Here is a 23119-nt window from a genome sequence, read left to right as displayed (position 1 = left end):
GCTGTCGACAGCGTTGTCAGTGGCCCGAGGGGCGATGAAACCGTTTACGGAACGTCACGTGTTCACAAGGTCGACCGTCTCCGGGGTGGCGCCGGGACGCATCGACGGGGAGTCCCCGGGGCGCGTGCGTCGTCACGGGCCGCGACGTCGGACGTTGGCTTCGCCGGTCTCGGACGGCCGCCGACGGCGCGCCGTCCGGCGGGCTGCTCCCGAGGCGTGGTGGCCCGCGTCGTGGCGCGGCTGGCCTGCTCCCGAAACCCGATTCGGTCCCAGCGGCCCGTTCGGGTATCCTCGGTACCCGTTGCCCGGCCCGGCCGGGGAGCACGCGCCCGTAGCTCAACGGATAGAGCATCTGACTACGGATCAGAAGGTTAGGGGTTCGAATCCCTTCGGGCGCACTCGTTGAGACAGCGACAAATCGGCCCCTGACCTGCGGATGCGCGGGTCAGGGGCCGATCTTGTTTCGTCCGGCTGTCACCGGGGCTGAGCGGGCTTGATCGGGTGGTCGCCCCAAATACGCCCCAAACTTGAGCGGATGCTCCGGCGCCCTGGACGGCGCTCCTCGTAGGCCCCTACGCGCAAGTCTGGCGATGCCCCCGTTTAGCCATCTCGTAACGGTGGCTCGTGGCCGCTGGCAAGATGTCGAATGTCGGTCGCGACGGGGCGGCGACGGAGATCATCGTGGGAGCGACGGGATGACAGATCCCGCGGAGTTGGCAGCAGAGCAGGACTACTTCGACGCGGCACTAGCAGAGCGTGATCGGCAACTCGAAAGCCTCGACCTCGCGGCGTTGCAGGCGGCCGACACGAAGGCAGGCCATGCGCTCCACGAGAACGCGAAGCGCGCCCGACTGGCCGTGTCGCAGGACGACGCCGTTGCCTTCGGCAGGTTCGACCTCGACGGTGAGCGCCTCTACATCGGGAAGAGATCGGTCCTCAACGAGGACAAGGACGCGCTAGTCATCAACTGGCAGAGCCCGGCTGCCATCCCCTTCTACCGTGCGACGGCGAACGAGCCCGGCGGTGTGACGCGCAAGCGAACCTTCGAGGCAAAGCGCAACCGCATCGAGGACTGGCAGGACCTCGTCTTCGCAGATCTCCTCGAAGAGTTGGAACGGTTCGACGAAGCCGAGTACGTCCGGAAGGACGACTCAGTCATGGCTGCCCTGAACAGCAGCCGCGACGACTCGATGCGGGACATCGCGGCGACCATCCAGGCGGCGCAGGACACGCTGATCCGGCATCCGCTTGAGTCGCTGCTAGTCATCCAGGGAGGCCCGGGCACGGGGAAGACGGCCGTCGCATTGCACCGCGTGTCCTGGCTGTTGTTCAACGAACCAACCCTGACAACGGCAGAGGTCCTCGTTGTGGGCCCCAACGCGACCTTCGGCCGATACATCAGCCGGGTCCTGCCGGACCTTGGTGATCACGGTGTTGACCATCGCCACCTGAAGGCCCTAGGACCGGCACCCTCAACCGGCACCGCGGAACTGGTGTCGTTGGCAAGTCTCAAGGCCGAAAACCGGATGGCCGGCTTGCTGGAACGAGGGCTTCGTGCTCGCATCCGCGTCCCGGAGGGGTTCAGGGCCGCGGACCTCGCGATGGACGACGATCAGCTTGAAGCGATTGTCGCTGACTTGCGGCAGGAGTTCCCCGCTACGCCGTACATGACGGCTCGCAACCAGTTGCGAGCTGTGATCCAGCGACCGCTCGAAGCACGGTCCGGCGGTTCAGCTCCCGCGAACGTCGTGGATGCAATTCTGGAACGGCTATGGCCCAGCTTGAGCCCGGCTCAGTTCTTGAGAGAGCTCCTGGGGTCTCGTGAGCGGTTGCTCGAGGCGGCCGGTGATGTGTTCACCGCAGCAGAGGTCCAAGCGCTTTACCGGCAGGCGGCTGATCGCGTGTCAGAGGAACGCTGGACGGACGCGGATGTCCCGCTCCTAGATGAGGCGCATGCGCTACTGGTCGGAGCTCCGCAGCGATACAGGCACATCGTGGTCGACGAGGCCCAGGACCTCACGCCCATGCAGCTTCGGTCGCTTCGACGCCGAAGCCTCGACGGCTCGATGACACTCGTCGGCGATATCGCTCAGTCAACAGCTCCGGGCGCGTGCGATGACTGGTGGGACGTCGTGGCGAGCTTGAAGCAGAAGTACCCCGGAACCGTCGAAACCCTCAAGATTGGGTATCGGGTACCGCAGGAAGTCATGGCCCTAGCTGCGCAATTGCTGCCGCGGATCGCCCCCCATGTCGAGCCCCCGCGAGTCGTGCGATCGGTCGGGCCACCTGATCTGGTGTTCGACGATTCTGGTGACCTTGTGCGGGTGGCGGTATCAAAGGCACAGTCGTACGCGGCTCGCGGACTCTTCGTTGGCATCATCGCGCCGCTTGGACGATGGGCAGAGCTTGCCGAGGTCATGCGGGCTCGTGACGTGAAGTGGGCGGACGGCCTGGACGGCGAGCTCGCGCCGAGTGGCATCAACATCGTCGACCCGGCAACAGCGAAGGGTCTCGAGTTCGAAGCCGTGGTCGTTGTTGACCCAGTTGGTATTGCTCGGACGGATAAGGGCTTACGCCTGTTGTATATCGCACTCACGCGAACAACGAAGCACCTCGCTGTTGTGCACGAAGGACTTGCGGGCACCGGGTTGGAGGAAGCCGGCATGCCAAGCGAAGCTTCGGCGTCCGCTGGCACGCCCACGATTCCGACGCAATCGATAGGCGAAGGCCATGAATCCGATGTCAAGGCGTCGTCCCGAGAGGTCACCGCCATGGGGGGCCGAGATGCATCGGTCACTTCGGCGCCGACGACGGCCGCCGCAGAACCGGCGGCCTCAAGGACTGAAGCGGACAGATGGCGGCGAGAACTCGTCACAACGCCGCTCCAGAGTACGGTCCTCATGGCGAGCGCTGCTGAGCTGGCCGCACAGGTTAAAGCCTCCGTGGCGCCTGAGCTGTGGCCGATTCTCATCGACACAATTCGGCGTGAGTTGCAGGTGTCTGCGGATGATCTTCTTGAGTTCCTGGACTGAAACGTGGCGCGGTTCGTGAGGAGGGAGGGGTATGTCACTGACGGCCGTAGGGGCGGGTCTGGTCGCGACCCGGCACGCCTATGGCGCAATGGCGTTCAGCGACGGCCGCCAATTGGTCCGGTTGGCCGCCACCTTGCCAGCCGAGTCGGTCGGCGGCTGTCGGCTAACGACGACGCCCCTGCCCCAGACGATCAGCGGGTTCAACGCTGTCTGATCATGCAGCTGACGCCCTGGAAGGTCGTCGAAGACGTCGAGTTCGCCTTCACCGCCGACCGGGCCAGGCCGGGCGACCGCTGCCTATTCAGTCGCAAGGCGACATTTCGTCCCCCGACTCGAAGACGCCTACTACGCTCACGAACAGCCTCACGCCGTCGGCTGAGGACTCTCGCCAGGCAGTGTCCGGACATGCCCAGGGGCCATGCCCAGGGGAATTCACTAGCCTGGGCCATGCGCTACGTGACTGACGGTTGGGGAAGGTGGCGATGACGACGAGTTCTGACGCCACGTTCGACGCTCAGACAGTCGTCCGTACCCTCTCCAAGCAGCTCGCGGAAGATGGCGGGCGGGTTGTCCTGCTCGCCGGTGACGGTGAACCGAGTCTCGTCGTGCTCCATCCGAAGATCGGCCTTGTGGCCATCGACATCGACGAGTCGCAAGCCAAGGTGGGCGATCCCGCGCCATTCCTGCGTCTCAACGAGAAGGTGCACTCCCTGCGTCAGACTCTGCGACTGGACGCGGCCACCCCGATTGGGAGGGTGGTGCTGAACCCTCAACACCAACTCAGGGAGCCGCAAGTAGGCCTGGGCGGACGCACGAGCATCAGTCCAAGGCAGCTCGTCGATCCGACCTGGTTGACGACCTTGCGGGCGCAGCCGCTCGGCGAAAGCCTCGCCGCCTCAATCGCTGAGCTACTGGAGCCAACGTTCACGTTTGAGACCACCTTTCGTCGCGGCGCCCGCGACGAGGGTGCCGGCGAGCGAGAGAGGTTGCGGGTCACTCTGGACACCGTGCAGGCCTCGATTGCGCAGCGTGAGGACATCGATGTGGCCCGCGTGCAAGGGCCGCCGGGCAGCGGCAAGACACTCGTGCTGGCCGCACGCGGACGCTGGCTTTCCGCGCATCATCCGGATTGGCGGATCAAGTTCTTGTGTTTCAACAACGCACTGGTTTCCTATCTCAAGAGCTTGGTCGCCGGCTACCCCAACGTCGAAGTGACCACGATGTGGCCATTCGCCGCAGAATACGGCGTTCGGTTCTCTTTCACCGACGAGGCAGCGAACCGGCGGAATATGGCTCAGGCGAGGCTGAGCGATAGGCAACCGATCGCTGATGCTGTCCTCCTCGACGAGGTGCAGGACTTCAATGCGTCGTGGCTCGCGATAATTTACCAAGCGCTTACGCCCAACCGTGGCGGGATGGTGATGGCAGGTGACAATGCGCAGTCACTTTACGGTGACCACGACCTCCCAGAGATCATCAATGGGCGGGGTGTCGAGGAGCTGCATCTTCACCGGCCATACCGGACGACTCGCAACATCCTGGGAGCAGTCTCGGGAATCAGTGAGGAATTCACAGTTGCCTCGATGGATCAGGCGCCAGATGGCGAACCTGTCGACTTGATCTGGGCAGACTCCCCGGCCGAGCAAGCAGCTGTGGTCGCCTGGGAGGTCAGCATGATGCTGGCAAGTGGCGATCGTGAGCCAGGCGACATCGCCGTGATAATCCCTAGATACAAGGGCCTCGTCGGTCATATCCGATCTGCATTCGACGCAGTCGAGATCCCATATGCGGCTGTCGTGTCAAAGGATGACAAGAAGGCGTTCGACCGCACTACCAACACCGTCAAGATCATCACGCCTCACTCGGCGAAGGGTCACGAGTTTCCGGTTGTCTTCTTCTTCGGTCTCGACACATTGCCGCCACTTGATCCCGAGGATGATGATTCGCTAAGGATCGCTCGCGCGTCCTTTGTGGGCGCGACCCGGGCCAAGGATCAACTCCTCATCACTTACACCCGCGACAACAGTTATCTGAAGATCCTCAGCACGGACAAGGCTCATGTCCGCCGATGGCTTTGGCCCGACCACTACGAGGGGGTACCTGATCGTGGCTGAACTTGTCGTCTACGCCTACGCGGGGCCGGGCGAGCAGGACACCGCTGAGACTCTGGCGGCTGGTCTACCCGCAGAGTGGTTGATCGTCGCTGGCCGGGCCTTGCCGACCCCGCAGAAGGACGACGTCGATCTCCTCGTCATCGGCACCAACCGCATATTCGTTTTGGAGCAGAAGCACTGGGGCCCCACCATCCGGGTGCAGAACGGCGGCTGGCAGGTCAAGGGTCAACTGCGCCAAAGCCCTATCGGCCGCAACAGCCAGGTCGCCAAGATCCTCGCCGGCGTCCTCAAGGACGCGGTTCAGGGGTACGGCTCTGCCGCTAGGGGCACTCACCTCGTCCAAGCGCGGGTCCTGCTGTCGCATCCGAACCTCGACCTCGACACGAGCAGTTACCCGTACGACGACGACCAGATCCTCTTGCTCGATGACGCTGCTGGAGCCCTGCAGGAGGACGACAGTGGTGTAACTGGCTTCCAGCAGATCCGGAAGAAGGTGATGGACTTCGTCAGCGGGCTGGCTGTGCGAGAGGCTAAGCCGTCGGAGCTCGGACCGTTTATTGTTGAGGCGGAGGTCGAGAGCGTCGGGCGCTCGCGCGTATTTGAGGCCAAGGACAGCGACGGCGATCCCGCGCTACTGCGGGTTTACCCGATGGACGGCTGGGGACCTGGTGTCGACGCACAGGCGCTCGTAACGCACGAACGCCAGGCTACGAAGCAGATTGCTGACATCCAGCGTTCGTGGTCCGTCGAGGCCACGTTCACGGACGACGTGAGGCGCTGGATCGTCCTTCCAACACGGCCCATCCCGAGCGTCTCTCTCGCCCGCCATGCCGCCGCGGGGCAACTTGAGGTCAAGGAGGGCGAGGGTCTTACCGCAAGGGCCGCTGGTATCGTCGTCGACGCCTTCGACGCCCTCGCTGAGGTACATCAGACAGGCGTAGTACATCGCGGTCTGATGCCTGCACGTGTTCTAGTCGGTAAGCAGGATCGAGTCCTATTCCGGGACTTCTACCTCGCACACGCCGACAACCAGGCCACGGTCGGACCGATACTGGCCGATACCGTCGACGGTTCGGTCCCCTTTCGGGCCCCTGAGGTGACTCAGCTCATCGGCGCAGCCACCACAAAGTCTGACGTCTACTCTCTGGCGCTCACCCTGTTGTGGTGGATCAACGGAGACGTGGCCGTCAAGGACTCGGACGCGGTCAAGGTTGCCGCAGTGGCCGCGGCACAACTCGACCCCTTTACCAAGCTGCTCGCGAAGTGCCTGGCAGACAAGCCGACCGACCGCCCCGAGGCAGCAGGGGCGGCCGCGATGTTTCGAGCGCTGCTCCAACCGCTGCCACCAGCACCTCGGACGCCTGGTGCGAGCGACGGACGGCCCGACGACGTCTTCGCCGAAGGGCAGGCCGTGGGGCCGCACGGTCGTTGGCGCATCGAGCGCGAGCTCGGGCAAGGTAGCTTCGCGATCTCATGGCTGGCGACCGACACTCAGTTGAACGCTCAGCGGGTGATCAAACAGTACTTTGCGTCGAAAGCGGTGGCTAACGCGCAATTGGAGTTCGAAGCAGCAGCAAAGCTGCACCACCCCCGTTGCGCGCGGGTCTGGGACTTCTCTCCGAAGCCACCGGTCTACCTGGTGTCCGACTACATCGCTGGCCGAACCTTGAAGGAGCTGGGTCAGGAACGTGTCGCGACGGAAGAGGACTTTCGCCAAGTCGCCCTCGACATCCTGGAAGCGCTCGCCTACATCCACGATGAAGGTCAACTGCATCGCGACATCTCGCCCAACAACATCGTTGTGCGGGATGACGGGCACGCGATACTGATCGACTTCGGGCTGTCCGTCGCTCGAGTCGACGCCCGCTCCATGGCTGGCACTCCTTGGTACATGGCCCCCGAGGTAGTGGCCGGAAACTGGTCGGTGTCCGCTGACCTGTACTCGCTGGGTGCCACCCTGCTCCATACGATGCTTGGCCGGCCGCCGTTCAAGAACTGGGACAAGCACGACCTCGATCTACTGAGCGCCGAGGAAGAGGAGACTTGGGGGCCCACTGGCGTCGCAATCGCCAACGCGTTCTTCAAACTGGTGGCGCCCCGCCCCCAAGACCGGAGTGTGGACGGCCAGCCAGCGAGCGCCGCAGCCTTTGCCCACTACCTCAAGACGGTCGCCACCGCGAAGGTTGAGGACGGCCGGGAGGTGGTCAACCCGACTGTCCTGAGCCTCCGGCGGCTCTATCGCGGCAGCGCCGTTGGCAATGCGGGAAACCGGGGGCTCGACGACGATTTCGCCCGTCAGACGTACGTTGAGACCCGACTTGACTCCCACCTCACTCCGAGCGTGCTGGGCGGCCAACTCGACGTGGTACTACTGACCGGCAACCCCGGCGATGGTAAGACCTCCTATCTCTCCACGTTGCGCGACTACCTACTGGAAGCCGGCGCTTTCGACATCGTGGAACCGACGGCGGCGGGCTGGCGAATGAAGCTTGGCCGCCGCACCTACGCGGCGGTTTACGACGCCAGCGAGGCGCGCGGCGGCATGACATCGGACGAGATAGTCACCGAAGCGCTGACTGGCGAAGCCGAACACACCGCTCTGATCGCGATTAACGATGGCCGGCTTCTCAACTTCTTCGTGGCCTACCAGGATGTCTTCCCGGACTGCTACGTCGCGGTAAGCCGCTACTCGCAGGGTCAAGCAGCGAATACACCCCGAATCGCGATCGTGGACCTCAAACGCCGCTCGGTGGCACCCACACCACCGGACAATCACGGTCTTGCAGGCGCAGTCCTCGATTCATTCGTTGCTCCCTCCCTATGGACCGATTGCAAGACATGTACAGCGCGCGGCGTCTGTCCGATTCTCGCCAACCGGAACCTGCTGCGCGAGTCCGGCAAGGGCCCGCTCCTGGAACTTGTGTCGATCTCACACCTCCGCCGCAAGCGCCGAGCCACCTTTCGTGATGTCCGCTCGGCGATCGCCTGGACGATCACCGCTGACCGTGGTTGTGAGGACATCCACGCTGCGATCAACGAAGGGCGCGACCTGCGAATGGCGGACGACGCCCGCGCGTTCGACGTCGCCTTTGACGCAAGCAACCAGGACTACCTCGTCGCCGAGTGGGCGACCGTCGACCCAGACCTGTTGAGCACGCCCGGTGTAGAGCGGGCGCTACGTGACGGCACGTACGTCCCCGACGGCGGGCACCGTCCGGGTTCTGAAAGGCGGCAGCTCTTCTTTGACGGGGCCGGAAGGACGGGGATGAGCCGCGATGAGGTTCGGGCGTACCGATTCTTCGACGAGTTTGTCGGCGTCCTCGAAGGACGTGAGGACATCGAGTTCGTACTCGCCAAGGTGCTGCTTGGGCTTAGCCGCGTGCTTGGGGCGCACGGCTACCGGGCGGCAGCACTCGCACTGCGCGATGGCGAAAGCGCTGGCTGGTCGGTACTTCGGGAGATCCCAGCAGAGGAGTTCACGCTCAGCCCGCTCCCGGTGGACGCGACATACGTCGAGCAGCAGTCCGACGGGCTCAGACTGTCGCACCGGCTAGGTAACCTCGTGCTCACACTCGACTCCTACGAGATCGTCCGACGTGCGGCCGAGGGCGAGATTCTCGGCGATGCCGGCTCCGATGCAGTGAAGCTCGAGCTCAGCGCGTTCGGCAACGTGTTGCGGACGACGCCTGCGCATCGCGTGCAAGTGGTAGACCCGGCCGGACGTCCCGACGCCATCAAGGTCATCGGCGGAGTCATCACGCGAGAGGGCGTGAACTCATGAAGATCGAGCTGCCGAAGAGCCTGCGGACTTTCACATTCCGCGAGCTCACAATCGTCGATACCAACGACACCGATGTCGAGCGCATGTTGACGCAGATCTTCGAGATGGCCATCAAACAGGGGCGCACTGCGACCAATCTTGCCGCCGCGAAGCAGTACGACATGAAGCGCGCAGCACTTGGTGCCAGTAACCGCCTCGTCGGCTTTGGTGACGGACGCGGCCAGGCCGTCTTGGACGGCTGGCTGCGGGCATCGGTGGTCGAGATGGGGCGCGCTGGTCTCACTCGGGCTACTGAACAGATGCAGTACTTTCGCCCGACAACAGTCGCCGTGTTCCGAGCAGGGTTCCCGTCCCGCACCCGTCACCGAGGGGCCGACCTGGTCGTGTACCGCGAGCTCCTGCGTGAGGCGATGGCTCGTCGCCCGGCTGACGGCGAGGGTAAGGCGAAGACCTGGATCAATGAGCGGTTCACTGCCGCTTTCGGGCGCGGAGTAGTCTTCAGCGACCCGCCGAAGTGGGGCCCGTCCTACGACGGGACCGCTGACCTCGACATCACGGCCTTGCTTTCGCTGTACTTCCTTGAGGAGTTCGAGGAGAAGTCGGCGTCGCCCGACAAGGACCTCGCGGTCGAGTCGCCCGTGCCGGCGGCAACACGCCCATTGGGGACCGACGTCCTCGACTACATCCAGGCGTACGGCGACCGGGCACCTGCGCTAGTGATGGCACAGCACCTCGCCGCCATCATTGGCCTCCGGCTATTCCAACTACCGCTGCGCACGGCAATCGCCACCCGCCACCTGATCACGACCGAGCAGCTCGCTGCCGATATGATGGGGTCCTCCGCCGGCAATCCGCTGGAGCAGTATGTTGATTTCACCGGCGACAAAGGATCACAGTCGGATCTGCTCGCTCGCGAATGCGTGCAGCGAGACCTAGAGATTACTCGACAATTCTTCTGGGACCGACTTTACCTGCTGTCAATGCGGACTGCTCCTGCGTCAAAGGCGATCTTTGAAGATAGTGAGATCAGCGCTGCTGAGAAGCTGGCTGAGCTCGCGAAGTCAAGAGAGTCAGCCAAGGTTGAGGCCCATTTGGAGTACATGTTCTCGCTGGTCGAGCAGGAGAATGCGCAGACTGATGACGAGGACACATCACCATTCCTTGCCGCGATGGCTGCGGACTCTCGGCCGATCGCCGAGCGGCTCACCGACGTGCTCGTCGAGGCCCTGAAGAAGCGTGGCTATGAGAACGCGTTCAAATGGTTTTGGTCGACCGGCGGAATCAAGACCGACGTCGGCATCCTCGCGGGTGTGCTCAAAGTACGGTCGTCTTGGACCTACGCGGCATCTGACACGCTGCTCGCGTCGCTCCTCGCGATCATCTTCGCTCGTTCGGGAGGTGGACCCGCCCTGGCTGAGCTGCCCATCCGCGACGTTCTCGACCAGTTCGAGCGTCGATTTGGCTTGCTGGTGGATCGGCCGCCTGCCCGCCTGGACACTGCGGAGAACCGTGCGGCCGCCGCGCGAAACCTCGAGGCCTTCAAGTATAGGCTCCAGCTTCTTGGTGTCTTCGAAGGCCTAAGCGACGACCTCAGCGCGCAACGGGTGCTCAACCCATTGGTCAACTTGAGGGAGGGCACATGAGAAGCCGAGTGCTCGAGGCGCTAGCTGATCGGATTGTTGCGTCGGTGCAAGGGGCCGAAACCGGCCACTGTGTCCGACTCGACGACATTGTCGAGGAGGATGCCTTCGCGCTGGCTGCGCGCGTCCGGCAGGCGGTCGACCCAGCGAAGGTACGGCTCGCCGTGCTCGGCATGCATGACGAAGACGACGCCGTGACGGTGGAGTCAGCGGTCGGTATCCGGAACGACAAGACCCACATCTTCGTCCTGATGGTGCCACCCGGCCAGGCCCACGCTGCCAGCTCGCTCGACAACTCCTTCGAGCGTCTTCCCCTCCTCAGGGAACTTGAGGAGGTCGCAGCCCGCCTCAAGAACGAGGTCGCAGAGCGCTGGCCGGAACTGCCAGTCACACTCGCGCTGCGGAAGGCGCGCGTTCCAATCGAAGCTCGACTCGACTTCCTTGCGGCGGTGCTGGAGTCGACAAGCTCCGCAGACTTCGGGAAAGAGTTATGGCGAATCGGCCTCCTCGTCGATACCTCGGATGCGCCGCGGCTGCGCGCAAATCTTGACCGCAACGCCAACTTGGTTGCCCAGGTAGTGCGGCCCAGCGTGCTAACCGCGACGACTCGCGAAAGGCTGCGGAAGGCGCGCGTCGCTCAGGGAGATGTCTTCGAGAAGCTAGTCGGCGTGCTCAACCCTGCAGTCGCCGACCTACGCGACACGATCGGCTGGACGCGACGGCTGTTTGACGACCACGGTATTAGCCTGGCCGGAGTGCCGCTCGACACCGAGGTCGAGTCAGCCCTCGTCGAGCTCCAGATGGACAGTTTCACCAGATCAGATGGTGGCGTCGAGACCTTCAGCAAGCTGCGGGCGACGGACGACGGCGCCCTCTTCGTGAAGACGTCGCAGGACAACCCGAGCTCGATCGGGCTCCGATGGAAGACCCGGCCCGGCAAGCCGAGCGACGTCGCCAACTGGCTGCTCGAGCTGCTTCCACCGGAGGACCTCCGCGACGACGGCACCTTGTCGACGCTGGAGACAAAGATCAAGGGCTCCCGCATGTCGGCAAGCCTCAAGCTTGAGCTCGGTGCGGACGACCTCGCGGCCGGCGCACTGTTCGTCGTACGCATCACGGCACTCGACGCCAGCGGCACGCCAATACTGCTTACCGACGGTACGCCTGCGGTTAGTGACAGTGACCAATTCGAGGTCATCTTTGAGGAGTCGCTCGCGGATCGGCCCACCCGGAAGCCGTCGGCCGCCTCGCTTGCTGGAGCGCAGGTGCATGCCGTGCTTGCCGGCGCGACGAACACGGACGTAGACATGCAGGCCTGGGACTTTGGTGGTCGGGTCTTCTCGGTGCGGATCGGGAAGCATCTGGGCGCTCAGGTGCGTATCGCGCCCCTGCTGGTGCAGCTGCAGCGGCGCGTCATCGCTGACCCCACGATCACGGCGTTGGAGGCGACGTCCGAGTACGGCGACCCAATCGACCCTGACAATGTGACAGCGCAGCGATGGGACCTCCCCTCGGCGTTCTCCAAGAAGCGGAAAGAACTGCTCACGCTGCTCGCGCAAGGAACTCCCCATGACGTGCCCGAGGTGTTCCGATGGGCTGCCCCCGCTAGACAGGTAGCCCTCGACTACGTTCAGTCCTACAAGCGGGCCCTCGATTCGGCCGATGGGGTGTCGCGAGAGGCACTGCTTCGCCTTGACACGCTGTCACTCGAAGTGGGCACCTCAGTCGGTACCGAGCGGGCAGTCGTCGTGCTCCCGATCCACCCCCTCCGCCTCGGTTGGATCTCCGCTCACTACGGCGTCGCCGAATCGTGGTGCTCAGCTCTTCAGGACGTCGGCGGCGCCAAGGAGCGCCGCTTGGTGGTCGACGAGGAGCTCTTCGCGCGCGTGCGGCCGACGAACCTCCCCTTCGCCGGTCAACATGCTGACGGAGGTGTGCTCGTCTACTTCGACGAGGTCGCCTTCGGCTCGGCCATCCTGCTCGAACCCAAGCTCAGCGCGCCCGAGGCAGTGGCGTCTGTCGTTTACAACGCTCTCGACATGCCCAGAGAATCGAAGGCACTCGAGGCAGCGGCGCAGATGGTGGCGAGCCGGCTAAAGGACTTTCGCCAATCTCATCCGCAAGTGGACGCGCTTCGCCTTGCTGCGATGAATCCGGGCGACGGTGAGGTGCTTGGTCTAGCCGTCGAATCGCTCGTCGACGTCTCAGCTGCGACTGACGAGGTTGCCTCGGCTGCGCCGCCGCGAGTCGAGGTCGTGGCCTATGGCAGGAACGCCGGATACGCCTCCCCGTTGCCGCGCTTGGCGCAGCTTCAGGAGCACCTACAGCTTGCCCAGGTGCCAGGGCGCCAGAGCCACTTGGCGCCACCACTCGGGCTTGCCATGCGTGAGCCGGAGGCCCTTGTCACCGATGACCGATCGGGTCATGTCGCGCTCATCCAGGATGTTGCGGCCCTTGAGCTCTCCCCCGCCGCCGACGAGGGGTCGGAGCGCTTGACGGCGTTCCATGACCTCCTTACCCCTGCCATCACGACGCGGGTAGCCGTCAACGGGAAGCCGGGTTGGGTGACGTCACCGGCTCTTGCGTCCACCCCTGACGCCCCAGGTCGCGCCGTCGTCGAGGCGCACAAGTCGCATCAGGCAGCGCTGGGAGTCGCGCTCGGATTCGACGCTCCTCCAGCACTGCAGATTGGTATCGAGCCTGACGGCTTGCAGGCGATCCGTGTGCTGCACGAGCTGTCGGACTGGGTGTTGACGCTCGACCGCTTCGTCGGTCTCGACCTGTATGAGGACCCGATCGCGATCGGTCTCGGTAGCCATAGCTACATGCTTGACTACGCTCCGGACTTCATCGAAGGCCTCAGCCACCGTCTGACTGTGACTACGAAGCACCGCGCTGAAGTCTCTCGAATTCTCGAGCGTGCCATGAACGAACTGGGCCTGGATGCTCTCGACCAGTCGATAAGTATGATCGTCGAGAAGTTGCTTGCAATCTCCGGGCGGCTGGTGTTACGGCTTCACGGAAGCGAGTCTTTCGCACGCGAGGCGGTGAGCCTGGCCGCTCTCGTAGCCCACCTGGACGCCCGCAGGAAGCTCGACGACACCATCATCGTCCCGGTTGACTCGCATGAAGAGATCTTCGGACGGGCAGCGCGCGAAGCCAATCATGCAGCGCGCCGGTGCGACCTCTTGCTTGTGCGCGTACAACGCAACGGCTTGCGTATCGAGTGTGTCGAAGTGAAGTCCCGAAAGGCGGCGGCGCTTCCATCGCAGCTAGCCGACGACATCGTCGACCAGCTCGAGGAAACTAAGCGTTTGTTGGTGTCGAGGTACTTTGCGACCGATCCCGCTCGTGTCGACGCTGCTCTCCAGCGTGCAAGACTCGCAGGCATGCTGCACTATTACGCCGAGCGGGCCGTCGTAAGCAAGACGTTGTCCGCGGACAAGCTTGCTGGCGTCCATAGGCTGATCGACCGGCATCTCGAATCCGGCGATCCGGTCGAGGTCTCCATGCAGGGCTATGTAATCAGCCTCCACGGCGCGGCGGGAATGCCGGCGATCCACCGGGAGGTGCCGATCGCCGTACTGACTGCGGCCGATCTGGGCAGTGCGGGCTTCTCCACAAAGTTCGATACTCCGCGCAGCCCTGCGCTCGTCGCCGCCGAAGAGGCACAAGCCGGCACTCTCCTTGAGACGCCCGCGCCGCCGACGACCTATTCGGAGCCCGCTCCCGAACCGAGACCGGAACCCGAACCCGAACGCAGCTCGGAACCCGCGCCCGCGCGCCAGCTTGATCGTTCGCAACCGCCGGGCACGGGTTCGCCAGCGATGTTGAAGGTTGTGCTCGGTAAGGACGGGCAGGGCGGCGATGTCGTGTGGTCGGTCAGCACCAAGGGAAGCCCACACGCTTTCGTCGTCGGCATACCCGGACAGGGCAAGTCGGTGACCACCCGGCGTATCGTGCGGACGTTCTCCGAGGAGGGCCTACCCTCGTTGATCTTCGACTTCCATGGTGACATGGCCACGGACCCTCCTCGGGGTGCCAAGGTGCTTGACGCCAGTCATGGGCTCCCCTTCAGCCCTTTCGAAGGCGCCCTCGAGATGGGCCCCACGCTCAACTCCTTGGCGTTCGAGACGGCGGAGATTGTCGCCTACGTTGCGAGCCTAGGAGAGATCCAGCAATCGCACGTGTACAAGGCCATCCAGGAGGCATACAGGGATGTCGTGGATGGTGTCACTCCGCAGGCGCCTACAGTCGAACAATTCGCTCAAAAACTGGAAATCGTCGAAGGCGCGGCGAAAGGCAAACACGCCCGCGAACGCATCCGGCCGCTGACCGACTTCGGGCTTTTCGCTGGTGACGCGGTGGGCAAATTTGATGCCCGTGAGAGCGGCATGGTGATCGATGTCAGCTCGATCACGTTGGAGCAGGTGCAACTCGCGGCCGGCGCTTTTCTGCTCCGAAAGGTCTACCGCGACATGTTCCAATGGCCGCAGGACGGGACGCTCAAGCTCGCCGTTGTACTCGACGAGGCGCATCGATTAGTGAGGGACGTAACACTCCCTAAGCTGATGAAGGAAGGCAGGAAGTATGGCGTCGTGATCGTCGTCGCCAGCCAAGGTGCCGCCGACTTCCACAAGGACGTATTGGGAAACGCTGGCACGAAGATAGTCTTTCGTACCAATTTCCCTGCTAGCAAGCAGGTCGCTGGCTATCTGCGTGGGCGGACGGGGCAGGATCTCAGCCTGGAGATTGAGAAGCTTGGCGTGGGCCAGGCCTATGTTTCGACTCCCGACGTCCCGCAGGCCCGAAGGACCCACTTGGCACAATGAGGTCCGACACGCACGTACCGCGAAACCACCCATCGACCCTAGCCAGCGGGGTTTCCAGCGGATGGCCCAGCGTGCCCTGCCACGGCTGGTGGGGTCCAGGGAACGAGTCACCAGGTACAGGCACTTCAGGGCGGCCTGCTCGGTGGGGAAGTGCCCGCGCGCCTGGACCGCTCGCTTTCGGATCTCGACGTCGTAGTCGAGTAAGGGCACGAACTCGGTCCAAGCGTTCTCCCACAGCTGCACGATCGCCCGGTACTTCTCGCCCCAACCGCTGGCGAACTCGGTGAACCGTTCCTTGGCTGCGGCCTCGGTCGGGGCGGCGTAGACCGGCCGCAGGTCGCGGGCGATCTTCTCCCAGTCCTGCCGGCCGGAGTACCGGAAACTGTTGCGCAGCAAGTGGATGATGCAGACTCCCGCCGTCAACCTCTGGTCGGAGGAGCGGTGGGCCTGGGGCCTGTCCTTCTTCGGTGCGCGGGCATGGTGACGAGGCCCGTGCCGCCGTCGGCCGGGCCGTGGGGAGCGGTCGTCAGGCGGCTTCGGTGGGAATCCTACCGGTGTGGCGGGCGGGGTCGTATGGCGTGTGGTCGGTCCAGCAACGCCACAGGATCCGGGTCCAGCGGGCTCCGACGCCTCGCAGGGCGCGGTTGTGCATCTGACCTCGAGCGCGGGCCTGGTCGTAGGCGGCCTTGGCCCAGGCGTCCTCGCGGACGGCGACGAAGGCCCACCAGTCGATCGCGTGGCGCATCCGCTTGTTCGCGGCATGGCGGAAGCGGACGGCTCTGGTCCGGCCGCTGGACCGGGTCACGGGCGCGGTCCCGGTCTCGGCGAGCAGGACGTCCGGGGTGGGGAACCTGGCTCGGTCTTCGCCCATCTCGGCGAGCATCGTGGCGGCGGTGACGTCGCCCATGCCGGGGAAGCTGAGGAAGATGTGCGCGTCTGGGTGCGCGCCCAGTCGTTGCCGGATCCGCTTGCTGATCGCTCGGACCTGGTTGTTGAGCGTTCGAGCTGGTCGACGAACAGTAGGGCGGTGAACGCCTTTCCGGCGGTCGTGCCGCTGGCCGCGGCCAGCAGGTGCGGGCGCAGCCGCTCAACGAGTACGTCGGGAGCGGTGCGGCCGCTGTAGCCGTGGCGGGCGCAGAAGGCCGCCATTCTGGCCGGTCCGACCCGTCCGGCGTGCTCGGGCGTCGGGTAGTCGCGCAGGAACGCCAGGGTGATGTCTCGGTCGAGGCTGGAGAACAGGTGCAGCACGGCTGGGTGGTAGGCCAGGACGATCGCGCGCAGCTGGTTCTCCACGTCCCGCTGGTTCCAGACCAGCCGCTCCCGGTCACGGGTCAGCGCCCGCAGCTCGGCCAGCAGCGGCGAGGGCACGGCGAGCGGCCGCCACTGCTCGTGCTGGTGTCGCAGCGAGTCGGCCAGGACGAACGCGTCGAAGGTGTCGGACTTGGTCGGCGCGAGCCGGTAGCGCTCCCTGGCCCGGGCAGACAGCTTGGGTGACACGCAGAACAGCCGGTGGCCGCGCGCTTGGAGCGTCTCGATCAGCAGCCCTTCGGAGCGCTCGATCGCGATGCCGACGACATGGTCATGGCGCCCGAGCCGATCGGTCAGCTCACGCAGCCCGGCGACGTCGTGCGTGACCTTGCGCTGCTCCAACACACGCCCTTCGCCGTCAACGACGCACAACTGGTGGTGGTACTCGCCCCAGTCGACCCCGACGAACACGCCGCCGGTGTCCCGGGCTCCTTGATGGCGCTGGAACGGTGACTGACCTGGGGGTGCCTCGACGGCCAGTACGGCCGCGGGGACCCGGATCGCATGCGCTGACAACAGAACCGGCCCTTCCCGTTCTGGTCACCGACCGGCCGGCGACCCGCAGGGTGACGGCGAGGCGGCGGGCTACGGGGTCGTGGACTGCGCCGTAGGCGTGCTCGCCGTGGCCGACGCAGACCATCCGGGTGCGGGCGAGGGGTTCGGGCAGGCGCCAGCCGCCCGGGCCGACGGCTCGGAACGTCGTCCGGCCGCGGCGGTGAGCGACGAGCCAGCCGGCCTTGCCGCGGGTCCAGGTCGTGACCGGTAGGCCGCCGACGCTGCTCGCGGAGGCGACGGTGATCACCGTTACGCCGGTGATGCTTTCAGCGCGCTCATCGCCGGACGAGGAAAAGGCAATACGATCGGCTCTGTTCAATTGGGCGTTCAATGCTCGACGTCGAGGTTCGCCCGCCCAACCGGAAGAGGCGACCGCGCTCCTCGCGTTTGTAGCTCGTTCATCCCTGCCCCTCTCGGACATCACTAAGCCTCAGCGTGCGCGTGCTGCTCTGGAGGCAGTGTCAATCAAACTAGATGGGACCCGTTCGGCAGGACGCACAGCCACTATGAAGCGTGCAATCCTCTCGAACGCCCTCTCGTACGCCGTCGAACTGGGCCTCATCGATTCCAACCCCCTTGGAGCCATCAATTGGAAGGCGCCTCGGTCCTCGGTTGGCGTGGACCGCAGGATTGTCGTCAATCCGGAACAGGCTCGAGCGCTACTTGAGGCTGTGCGCAACACCCCGCGAAGTGGCCCTCACTTGGTCGCGTTCTTCGCCTGCATCTATTATGCAGCGCTCCGGCCCGAGGAAGCTGCCAACCTCCGGCTCGGCAACGTCCAACTGCGTGACGACGATAGTTGGGGTTGGATTGTGGTCGACGAAGCTGCGCCAGAGATCGACCGACAATGGACCGACGCCGGCCAGCGTCGATCTGCTCGCCAGCTAAAGCACCGTGCGGTTGGGGAGAGCAGGCGGGCACCTGCTCCGCCCCAACTCGTCGCGTTGCTCCGCGATCACATCGCTGCTGCCCCTGACATCGACCGCACGGCCCTACTCTTCCGCGGTGAGCGGGGATCGGCGATCTCCGGTCTTACCTATCGGAACGTTTGGCGAAGAGCGCGTGTCCTTGCGCTCTCGCAGGACCAGGAGAGGACACCGCTCGCCCGCCGTCCGTACGACCTCCGCCACGCCGCTGTGTCGACGTGGCTCAGTGGCGGAGTACCGGCCGCGCAGGTGGCCGAGTGGGCCGGGCACAGCGTCGACGTCCTGCTTCGCGTGTATGCGAAGTGTCTTGACGCCGATCAGGCGCGCTCCCTAGCGCGAATCGCCGAGGCCCTTGGCGACCAGTAGCCCACTAGGTCGCGGCTGTTGCCGCTCTCGCCTTCGTGAGGTCACATCCGTCGTGCGATGACACAGTGCTCGCTCCAAACGGGGCCCGCGATGTACACGCGGAGGGACGTGCGCCTACGCCTGGGTTCTGCAGGCGCCGATCGGGCATCGGAGCGTGCGCCATCCGGCAGGGCTGTTGACTCGCCAACAACGGGAACTGACTACGTTCGGTAAACGTCAGCATCAGACGCGAGCCTGCGATCCGGCCGTTGTAGCGATCATGGGGAGGTGACCGCGACTGTAAGTCATGACTGTGACGTAGCGTGACAGTACTCGTGGGGTGCACGGGAGGTTGGGTTGACACGCGGGATGGGTCCTGGCACAAGCGTCTGCCGCGTGCCGAATGGGGCGGTAGTGTCCTCTTACCCTCAAGAGGAGAAGGACTACGTCCGATGAGCAGAAGTCCAGCGTCGGCGCCGTCGCTGGGAGACGGGCCGACCATGGTCGCCGCGTCGCCCGCCGAGGCATCCGTTGGAACGCAGGCGTTGATAGCGGGCCACGAGCGTTCACAGCTGGTTCGCAAGCTGCGAGTGTCCCTGACCTCTCACTGCAACCTGTCCTGCTTCTTCTGCCATAACGAGGGCCAGGGGGAGCTCAAGCGTGCCGCGGTAGGGCTTTCTCCGAGTGACTATGGTCGGATTGGAAGAGCTGCCGTCGCGGCTGGCGTCGGTGAACTGAAGCTCACTGGGGGCGAACCGACGCTCTTCCGTCGCGACGACGCGACCATACTTGACGTCGTCAGGTCATTGTCTGAGGCAAGGCAAAAAGTGCAGCCCCTTGGGATATCAATGACCACGAACGGGGTCACTCTCGAGAAGATGGCCGAAAGATTGGCCGATGCTGGGCTCGACCGGGTTACGGTAAGCCTTCCTAGTCTTCGTGACGATATGTTCAAGAGCGTCGCGCGAGTCACGACCTCCCGTTCGCTGCCAAGTGTTGTGCTCCGTGGCCTCGACGCAGCAAGGCAGGCTGGCCTAACTCCGCTTAAAGTAAATACAGTTCTGATGGGCCGGCCGGGCAGCGGTGGCTGGTCAAACGTCCACGAGGTAGCTCACATCGCGCGCGTGCTTAGAGAAGCCTGCGTTTCTGAGTGGCGGTTGTACACGCTCCTTGATCACGATGGATTCGCTGACCATGACCGCTGGTACAGGTATTGGACCGATGGCCTGCTTCACGAGGTGTTGGCGCAGTTGGGTGTGGCGAATGCCCACGAGGTTGAGAGCCTCTTCGATCGAGTCTCAGATACGTCACAGAGGTCGGCCTACCCGAAGTTGGCTCTTGAGCTCGACGTGGACGGCCTAAGAGTCGTAATCGAAGCACTCGAGTCTGGGCGACCTGTCTCGAGCAGCTTCTCAGATGAGGGGCCCTACGCTCTGAGACTTTCCGCCTCAGGGCAGTTGACTGGTGTTCTTGGTGGCCAGTCCGGCTCTGTGGACCTGATGCCGCTATTGAAGACCCACCATGCTGCGGGCGATCGTGCACTTGCGTCGGCGTTCCGGACTGCGCAAGAGTACCTGATGCCGGACGCTCTGGGTGTCGGCATCTAGCGGAGCACTATGGGGTCGACCGGAGTCTGTCTGTGGCGAATGCTGAACAAGAGCCAGACGGTGGTGGCGTTGGGGACCATTCCAGCGAAAGCCCTGTACCTGGCTCAGCCAGCCTGCCTAGTGCGGTCTCGGCGTCTGACCTAACCCTCACACGGGGCGTTCGTCCAGTCCTTCGCGAACTGCGCTTGGGCCAGGTGGAGATCTGCCACGTTTTCGCGATCGACCTGATGGAGCTTCTGGCTAGCTTCGAACGAGACGCGGAAGTGCTGCTCAGACGCCGGGCCAGGAATGGCTATTGGTCTAAGCTCATGCAAGGTGCAGTAGGCGCGGAGAGCCGATGTTCCCTTGAAGAGGAGTCAATCGAGTCGCGCATGAAGCGAGCCACCAGGCTCGGCGGTAAGGCCGTATGGACTCGTAGCTTCCTGACCCGTTTCGCGCCCCTGGTCCTGCCTAGTCCCAAGACCTTTATGGTGGACGAGGAAGAGAAGCAGGTAAATTGGCGGCTATCGAACGACACGGGAACACATCTGCACCGAATCCGATTTGAAGCTGCCCGGCTACACCTGTTTCGTGACGGTACGCTCACCTATTCTACACGCTTCTCCTTCGCGGATCACGATGGCTCCTCTTCAGGAGGAGATCGGCGCCCCCCATGTACCATTGAACAGGCAATTGGGCGGATGAAGGCGCTCGATCCTCTCCTCCTCGAAAATTTTGGAAGGGCCCTCCGTGAATTTCTGCGGGGTGGCGCGCTTCTTGATTATCTCGCGGCTGAGTTCGCGGAGGACGAAGCGAAGCCCGTGCAGTTCAAGAAGCCTGGGGATCTCGATGATGAGACCGTTCGGGTACGATCCCGCGACCATCGCCTGATCTTCGTCGAGAAGTTCTACGGATCTGAAGGGGCCCTAGAAGTCTTCAATAGGAACGCGAAGGCGACCGACTTCGGTGCCGCAGGCGTCCCATTGAGAGATGTATTGGATAGTCCGTCGCTCGCAGGCTTGCTGAATGATGCGTCCTGGTACGCGCACTACGACGAGAGATATCTCAGGTCCCTGCGTGAGCGGGAGATTGGGTACCGAGAAGACGAGATATACCTCACGGACCGAAAAGCGACCGTCGTCTGTGCTGAGGGGTTCTGGAGAAACGGGATCGGTGATCGTCCCGCTGATCCGCTTACACAGTACAGACGGGACCTCCTCCTAGCTACCGAGTACAACGTCTCGCGGCTCGCGTACATGGCGTCCTTGCTGAGCTATCTCCAGGATCATCCGTCGGTGCGCAACCTGGAAGACAAGACGCCTGACCAGGCCCTGCGTGTAATCGTTGGCCTTCGGGCAGTTGTAGCGCGCGTGGAGGAATCGCTGGATCTGACTCTTCTGGTAAATCACGGCTTCTCTCGTGCGTTCATAAGGCGTCAGCGCGAGGAGATGGACTTTGATGCGCTGATCCGCTTTGTTAGAAGTTTGGTGCAAGATGCGACTCTGACTGTAGACCTCAGGTCGGCAGCGATCTCTGCAGAAAAATCTATTGAGGCCGCGAAAGAGAACAACTCCATTCAACGCAAGGTGTATGTCTGGGCGATCATCGCGGCGATCCTCGCCGTGCTCTCCGTGGGAGAGCCTGTCGCGCAGCAGGTGCTTTCCAAGACGCGCGGCGGCCCGAGGATGGAGTGCTTGATCCCGCCCGGCGTGCTGGGGCCCGCCAACTCTGCGCCGGTGAAGGTCACCTGTGTCGAGCCTTGAGTTCAACATCATCCGAAGGGTTTGGCGGCTGTCCGGCGTCACCGCGTTGACGCGCCCCAACGGTTGGTTTTGCTGCGACCTCAGATGCGCCCCCAAATCGGATCTGTCTGACTGCCCGTCGCCATCGCGCGGATGGGTGAGCCGCTCAGTCGGACTCGCTTCCTGAGTGGGCCACACACATTCCTGTCGGACTGGGTCATCGCTGTTCAGTCGACCTTGTGCGGCGCCCACACGACGCCGTGCCAGACGGTCCACTTGTGGGTAAGGGCATTGCCGGCGAAGATGGCGGTTATGTTGCCGGTGAGGCAGCTGGGGCCGAGGATCCTCCAGCCCACATCCCTGGACGAAGTTGGGGACATAGGGGATAGGGCGACGAGCCCGCGACGGGTTCGGGAGTGCCAAGTGCACAACGCCGAATCGGCTAGCAGACGTGGCCCCGGCCCGTTCGGCGACGCATGCCTTGGAGCTAGCGGCCGGCCAGTTTGAGAGAGTCTAATCGGCGCGCTTTCGCTGCCGAGTGCCTACCCCTCACCAAAGCCTCGGATCGATACGAATCGGATGACGAGGGGTTGAAACCTTCGGGCATACTTCGCTTCAGGTAGTGATAAGTCGACCCTCGGGGTGGAACGCAATCGTCCATTGCCGCCTAGTCGTCGATGGACTCCCTCACACCATCGAGCCTGATTACCGTACTTCCATCCGACTCGTGCGCATGTTGCAGTCGCCCTAGGCGAACCCCGACGTCGAGCACTTGTCGGGCAAGCACGTTTAGTCTGTCGCGAGTTTGGCTGTCGGGAATAGCGGATGCGATTACAGTGACATCACGCTGGAGTTGTGCCATCAGGCCGACAACCAGGTCCAGCGGGACTCCGCCGACGTCCGGTTGGGCGGAGTAGTAGAGCGCCTGCAGTCGGCGCAAGACGAATGGCGCTGTCTCGCTAGGACTGGGCCGGATCTCGGCCTCATCGACGTGCACCGCGACCAAGGTGAAGGTGTGGTCGGGTCCGACCTGAAACGCGTGCTTGATGAGGTCAAACAAGTCTGCAAGGACGGGGCGAAGGCCTACAAAATCCACAGGCTTGGGTTGGCTGTAGAGGTTCACTGCGGCCTTTCGCGCGATCTGATTGAAGTCCAGTCAGTGCTCTTAACGGGCAGTCACTGAGTGTACGACGAACGGGTGGCAGGGATCGTAGGTCTCGACAAGTGACGAGTCTGGGTGTGTGCGGTGCTGGGCTGG

11 protein-coding genes, 1 tRNA gene and 1 pseudogene are annotated in these 23119 nt (G+C 63.8%); 9 read left to right on the top strand and 4 right to left on the bottom strand.

All coding sequences use genetic code 11. The features are described from left to right. The first annotated feature begins 325 nt into the window (after positions 1–325). From ECOMGDLI_RS29775 to ECOMGDLI_RS29745, 6 genes are all read left to right on the top strand, one after another. Positions 326–398: transfer RNA gene (locus ECOMGDLI_RS29775), tRNA-Arg, on the top strand. Positions 399–695: 297 nt separating this feature from the next. Next, complete coding sequence (locus ECOMGDLI_RS29770; RefSeq protein ID WP_158221209.1) at positions 696–3032, top strand: UvrD-helicase domain-containing protein; 2337 nt, start codon at positions 696–698, stop codon at positions 3030–3032. Between the two features lie 482 nt (positions 3033–3514). Then, positions 3515–5146 carry a 3'-5' exonuclease gene (locus ECOMGDLI_RS29760; protein ID WP_088320453.1) on the top strand — a complete coding sequence of 544 codons (1632 nt, stop codon included), beginning with the start codon at positions 3515–3517 and terminating at the stop codon, positions 5144–5146. Then, entirely contained in the window at positions 5091–8927 is a 3837-nt protein-coding gene (locus tag ECOMGDLI_RS29755) for a protein kinase (protein WP_088320452.1), read from the top strand. The genes ECOMGDLI_RS29760 and ECOMGDLI_RS29755 overlap by 56 nt, the downstream gene beginning before the upstream one ends. Next, the gene (locus ECOMGDLI_RS29750) at positions 8924–10570 is read left to right on the top strand and encodes a hypothetical protein (RefSeq protein ID WP_088320451.1); all 1647 of its coding nucleotides are present in this window, start codon (positions 8924–8926) and stop codon (positions 10568–10570) included. The genes ECOMGDLI_RS29755 and ECOMGDLI_RS29750 overlap by 4 nt, the downstream gene beginning before the upstream one ends. Further along, positions 10567–15399, top strand: coding sequence for an ATP-binding protein (locus ECOMGDLI_RS29745; RefSeq protein WP_088320450.1), 4833 nt, complete (start codon positions 10567–10569; stop codon positions 15397–15399). The genes ECOMGDLI_RS29750 and ECOMGDLI_RS29745 overlap by 4 nt, the downstream gene beginning before the upstream one ends. Before the next feature lie 15 nt (positions 15400–15414). On the opposite strand, the pseudogene ECOMGDLI_RS29740 reads toward ECOMGDLI_RS29745, so the two are convergent. From ECOMGDLI_RS29740 to ECOMGDLI_RS29735, 3 genes and pseudogenes are all read right to left on the bottom strand, one after another. Continuing rightward, positions 15415–15819, bottom strand: a pseudogene (locus ECOMGDLI_RS29740) (transposase); the annotation flags it as partial. Between the two features lie 106 nt (positions 15820–15925). After that, a complete protein-coding gene (locus ECOMGDLI_RS35625; RefSeq protein WP_233153675.1) occupies positions 15926–16270 on the bottom strand; it encodes an IS110 family transposase in 345 nt (114 codons plus the stop codon). Continuing rightward, on the bottom strand, positions 16201–17118 hold the full coding sequence (locus ECOMGDLI_RS29735) for a transposase (protein WP_198955305.1): 918 nt from the start codon (positions 17116–17118) through the stop codon (positions 16201–16203). Before ECOMGDLI_RS29735 ends, ECOMGDLI_RS35625 begins: the two co-directional genes overlap by 70 nt. A gap of 344 nt (positions 17119–17462) precedes the next feature. Between ECOMGDLI_RS29735 and ECOMGDLI_RS29730 the strand changes: the two genes are divergently transcribed. The 3 genes from ECOMGDLI_RS29730 (at position 17463) to ECOMGDLI_RS29720 (ending at position 21882) form a co-directional block, all read left to right on the top strand. Continuing rightward, complete coding sequence (locus ECOMGDLI_RS29730) at positions 17463–18554, top strand: tyrosine-type recombinase/integrase (RefSeq protein WP_088320449.1); 1092 nt, start codon at positions 17463–17465, stop codon at positions 18552–18554. Positions 18555–18985: 431 nt separating this feature from the next. Next, complete coding sequence (locus tag ECOMGDLI_RS29725; protein ID WP_088320448.1) at positions 18986–20140, top strand: radical SAM protein; 1155 nt, start codon at positions 18986–18988, stop codon at positions 20138–20140. A 680-nt stretch (positions 20141–20820) separates the two neighbouring features. Further along, the gene (locus tag ECOMGDLI_RS29720; RefSeq protein WP_088320447.1) at positions 20821–21882 is read left to right on the top strand and encodes a hypothetical protein; all 1062 of its coding nucleotides are present in this window, start codon (positions 20821–20823) and stop codon (positions 21880–21882) included. Between the two features lie 646 nt (positions 21883–22528). Here ECOMGDLI_RS29720 and ECOMGDLI_RS29715 read toward each other — a convergent pair. Further along, entirely contained in the window at positions 22529–22984 is a 456-nt protein-coding gene (locus tag ECOMGDLI_RS29715; RefSeq protein ID WP_088320446.1) for a hypothetical protein, read from the bottom strand. Between the last annotated feature and the right edge of the window lie 135 nt (positions 22985–23119).

Source organism: Kineosporia sp. R_H_3 (assembly GCF_002198675.1).
Lineage (GTDB): Bacteria > Actinomycetota > Actinomycetes > Actinomycetales > Kineosporiaceae > R-H-3.
Note: the sequence above shows the minus strand (reverse complement) of the source record. Positions and strands in the feature narration are given on the sequence as shown.

Bases quoted from the DNA above. Each gene is read 5' to 3' on its own strand.
- ECOMGDLI_RS29750 (WP_088320451.1), top strand. From the start codon at position 8,924: ATGAAGATCGAGCTGCCGAAGAGCCTGCGGACTTTCACATTCCGCGAG.
- ECOMGDLI_RS35625 (WP_233153675.1), bottom strand. From the start codon at position 16,270: ATGGGCGAAGACCGAGCCAGGTTCCCCACCCCGGACGTCCTGCTCGCC.
- ECOMGDLI_RS29770 (WP_158221209.1), top strand. From the start codon at position 696: ATGACAGATCCCGCGGAGTTGGCAGCAGAGCAGGACTACTTCGACGCG.
- ECOMGDLI_RS29725 (WP_088320448.1), top strand. From the start codon at position 18,986: ATGAGCAGAAGTCCAGCGTCGGCGCCGTCGCTGGGAGACGGGCCGACC.
- ECOMGDLI_RS29745 (WP_088320450.1), top strand. From the start codon at position 10,567: ATGAGAAGCCGAGTGCTCGAGGCGCTAGCTGATCGGATTGTTGCGTCG.
- ECOMGDLI_RS29720 (WP_088320447.1), top strand. From the start codon at position 20,821: ATGAAGGCGCTCGATCCTCTCCTCCTCGAAAATTTTGGAAGGGCCCTC.
- ECOMGDLI_RS29760 (WP_088320453.1), top strand. From the start codon at position 3,515: ATGACGACGAGTTCTGACGCCACGTTCGACGCTCAGACAGTCGTCCGT.
- ECOMGDLI_RS29755 (WP_088320452.1), top strand. From the start codon at position 5,091: ATGTCCGCCGATGGCTTTGGCCCGACCACTACGAGGGGGTACCTGATC.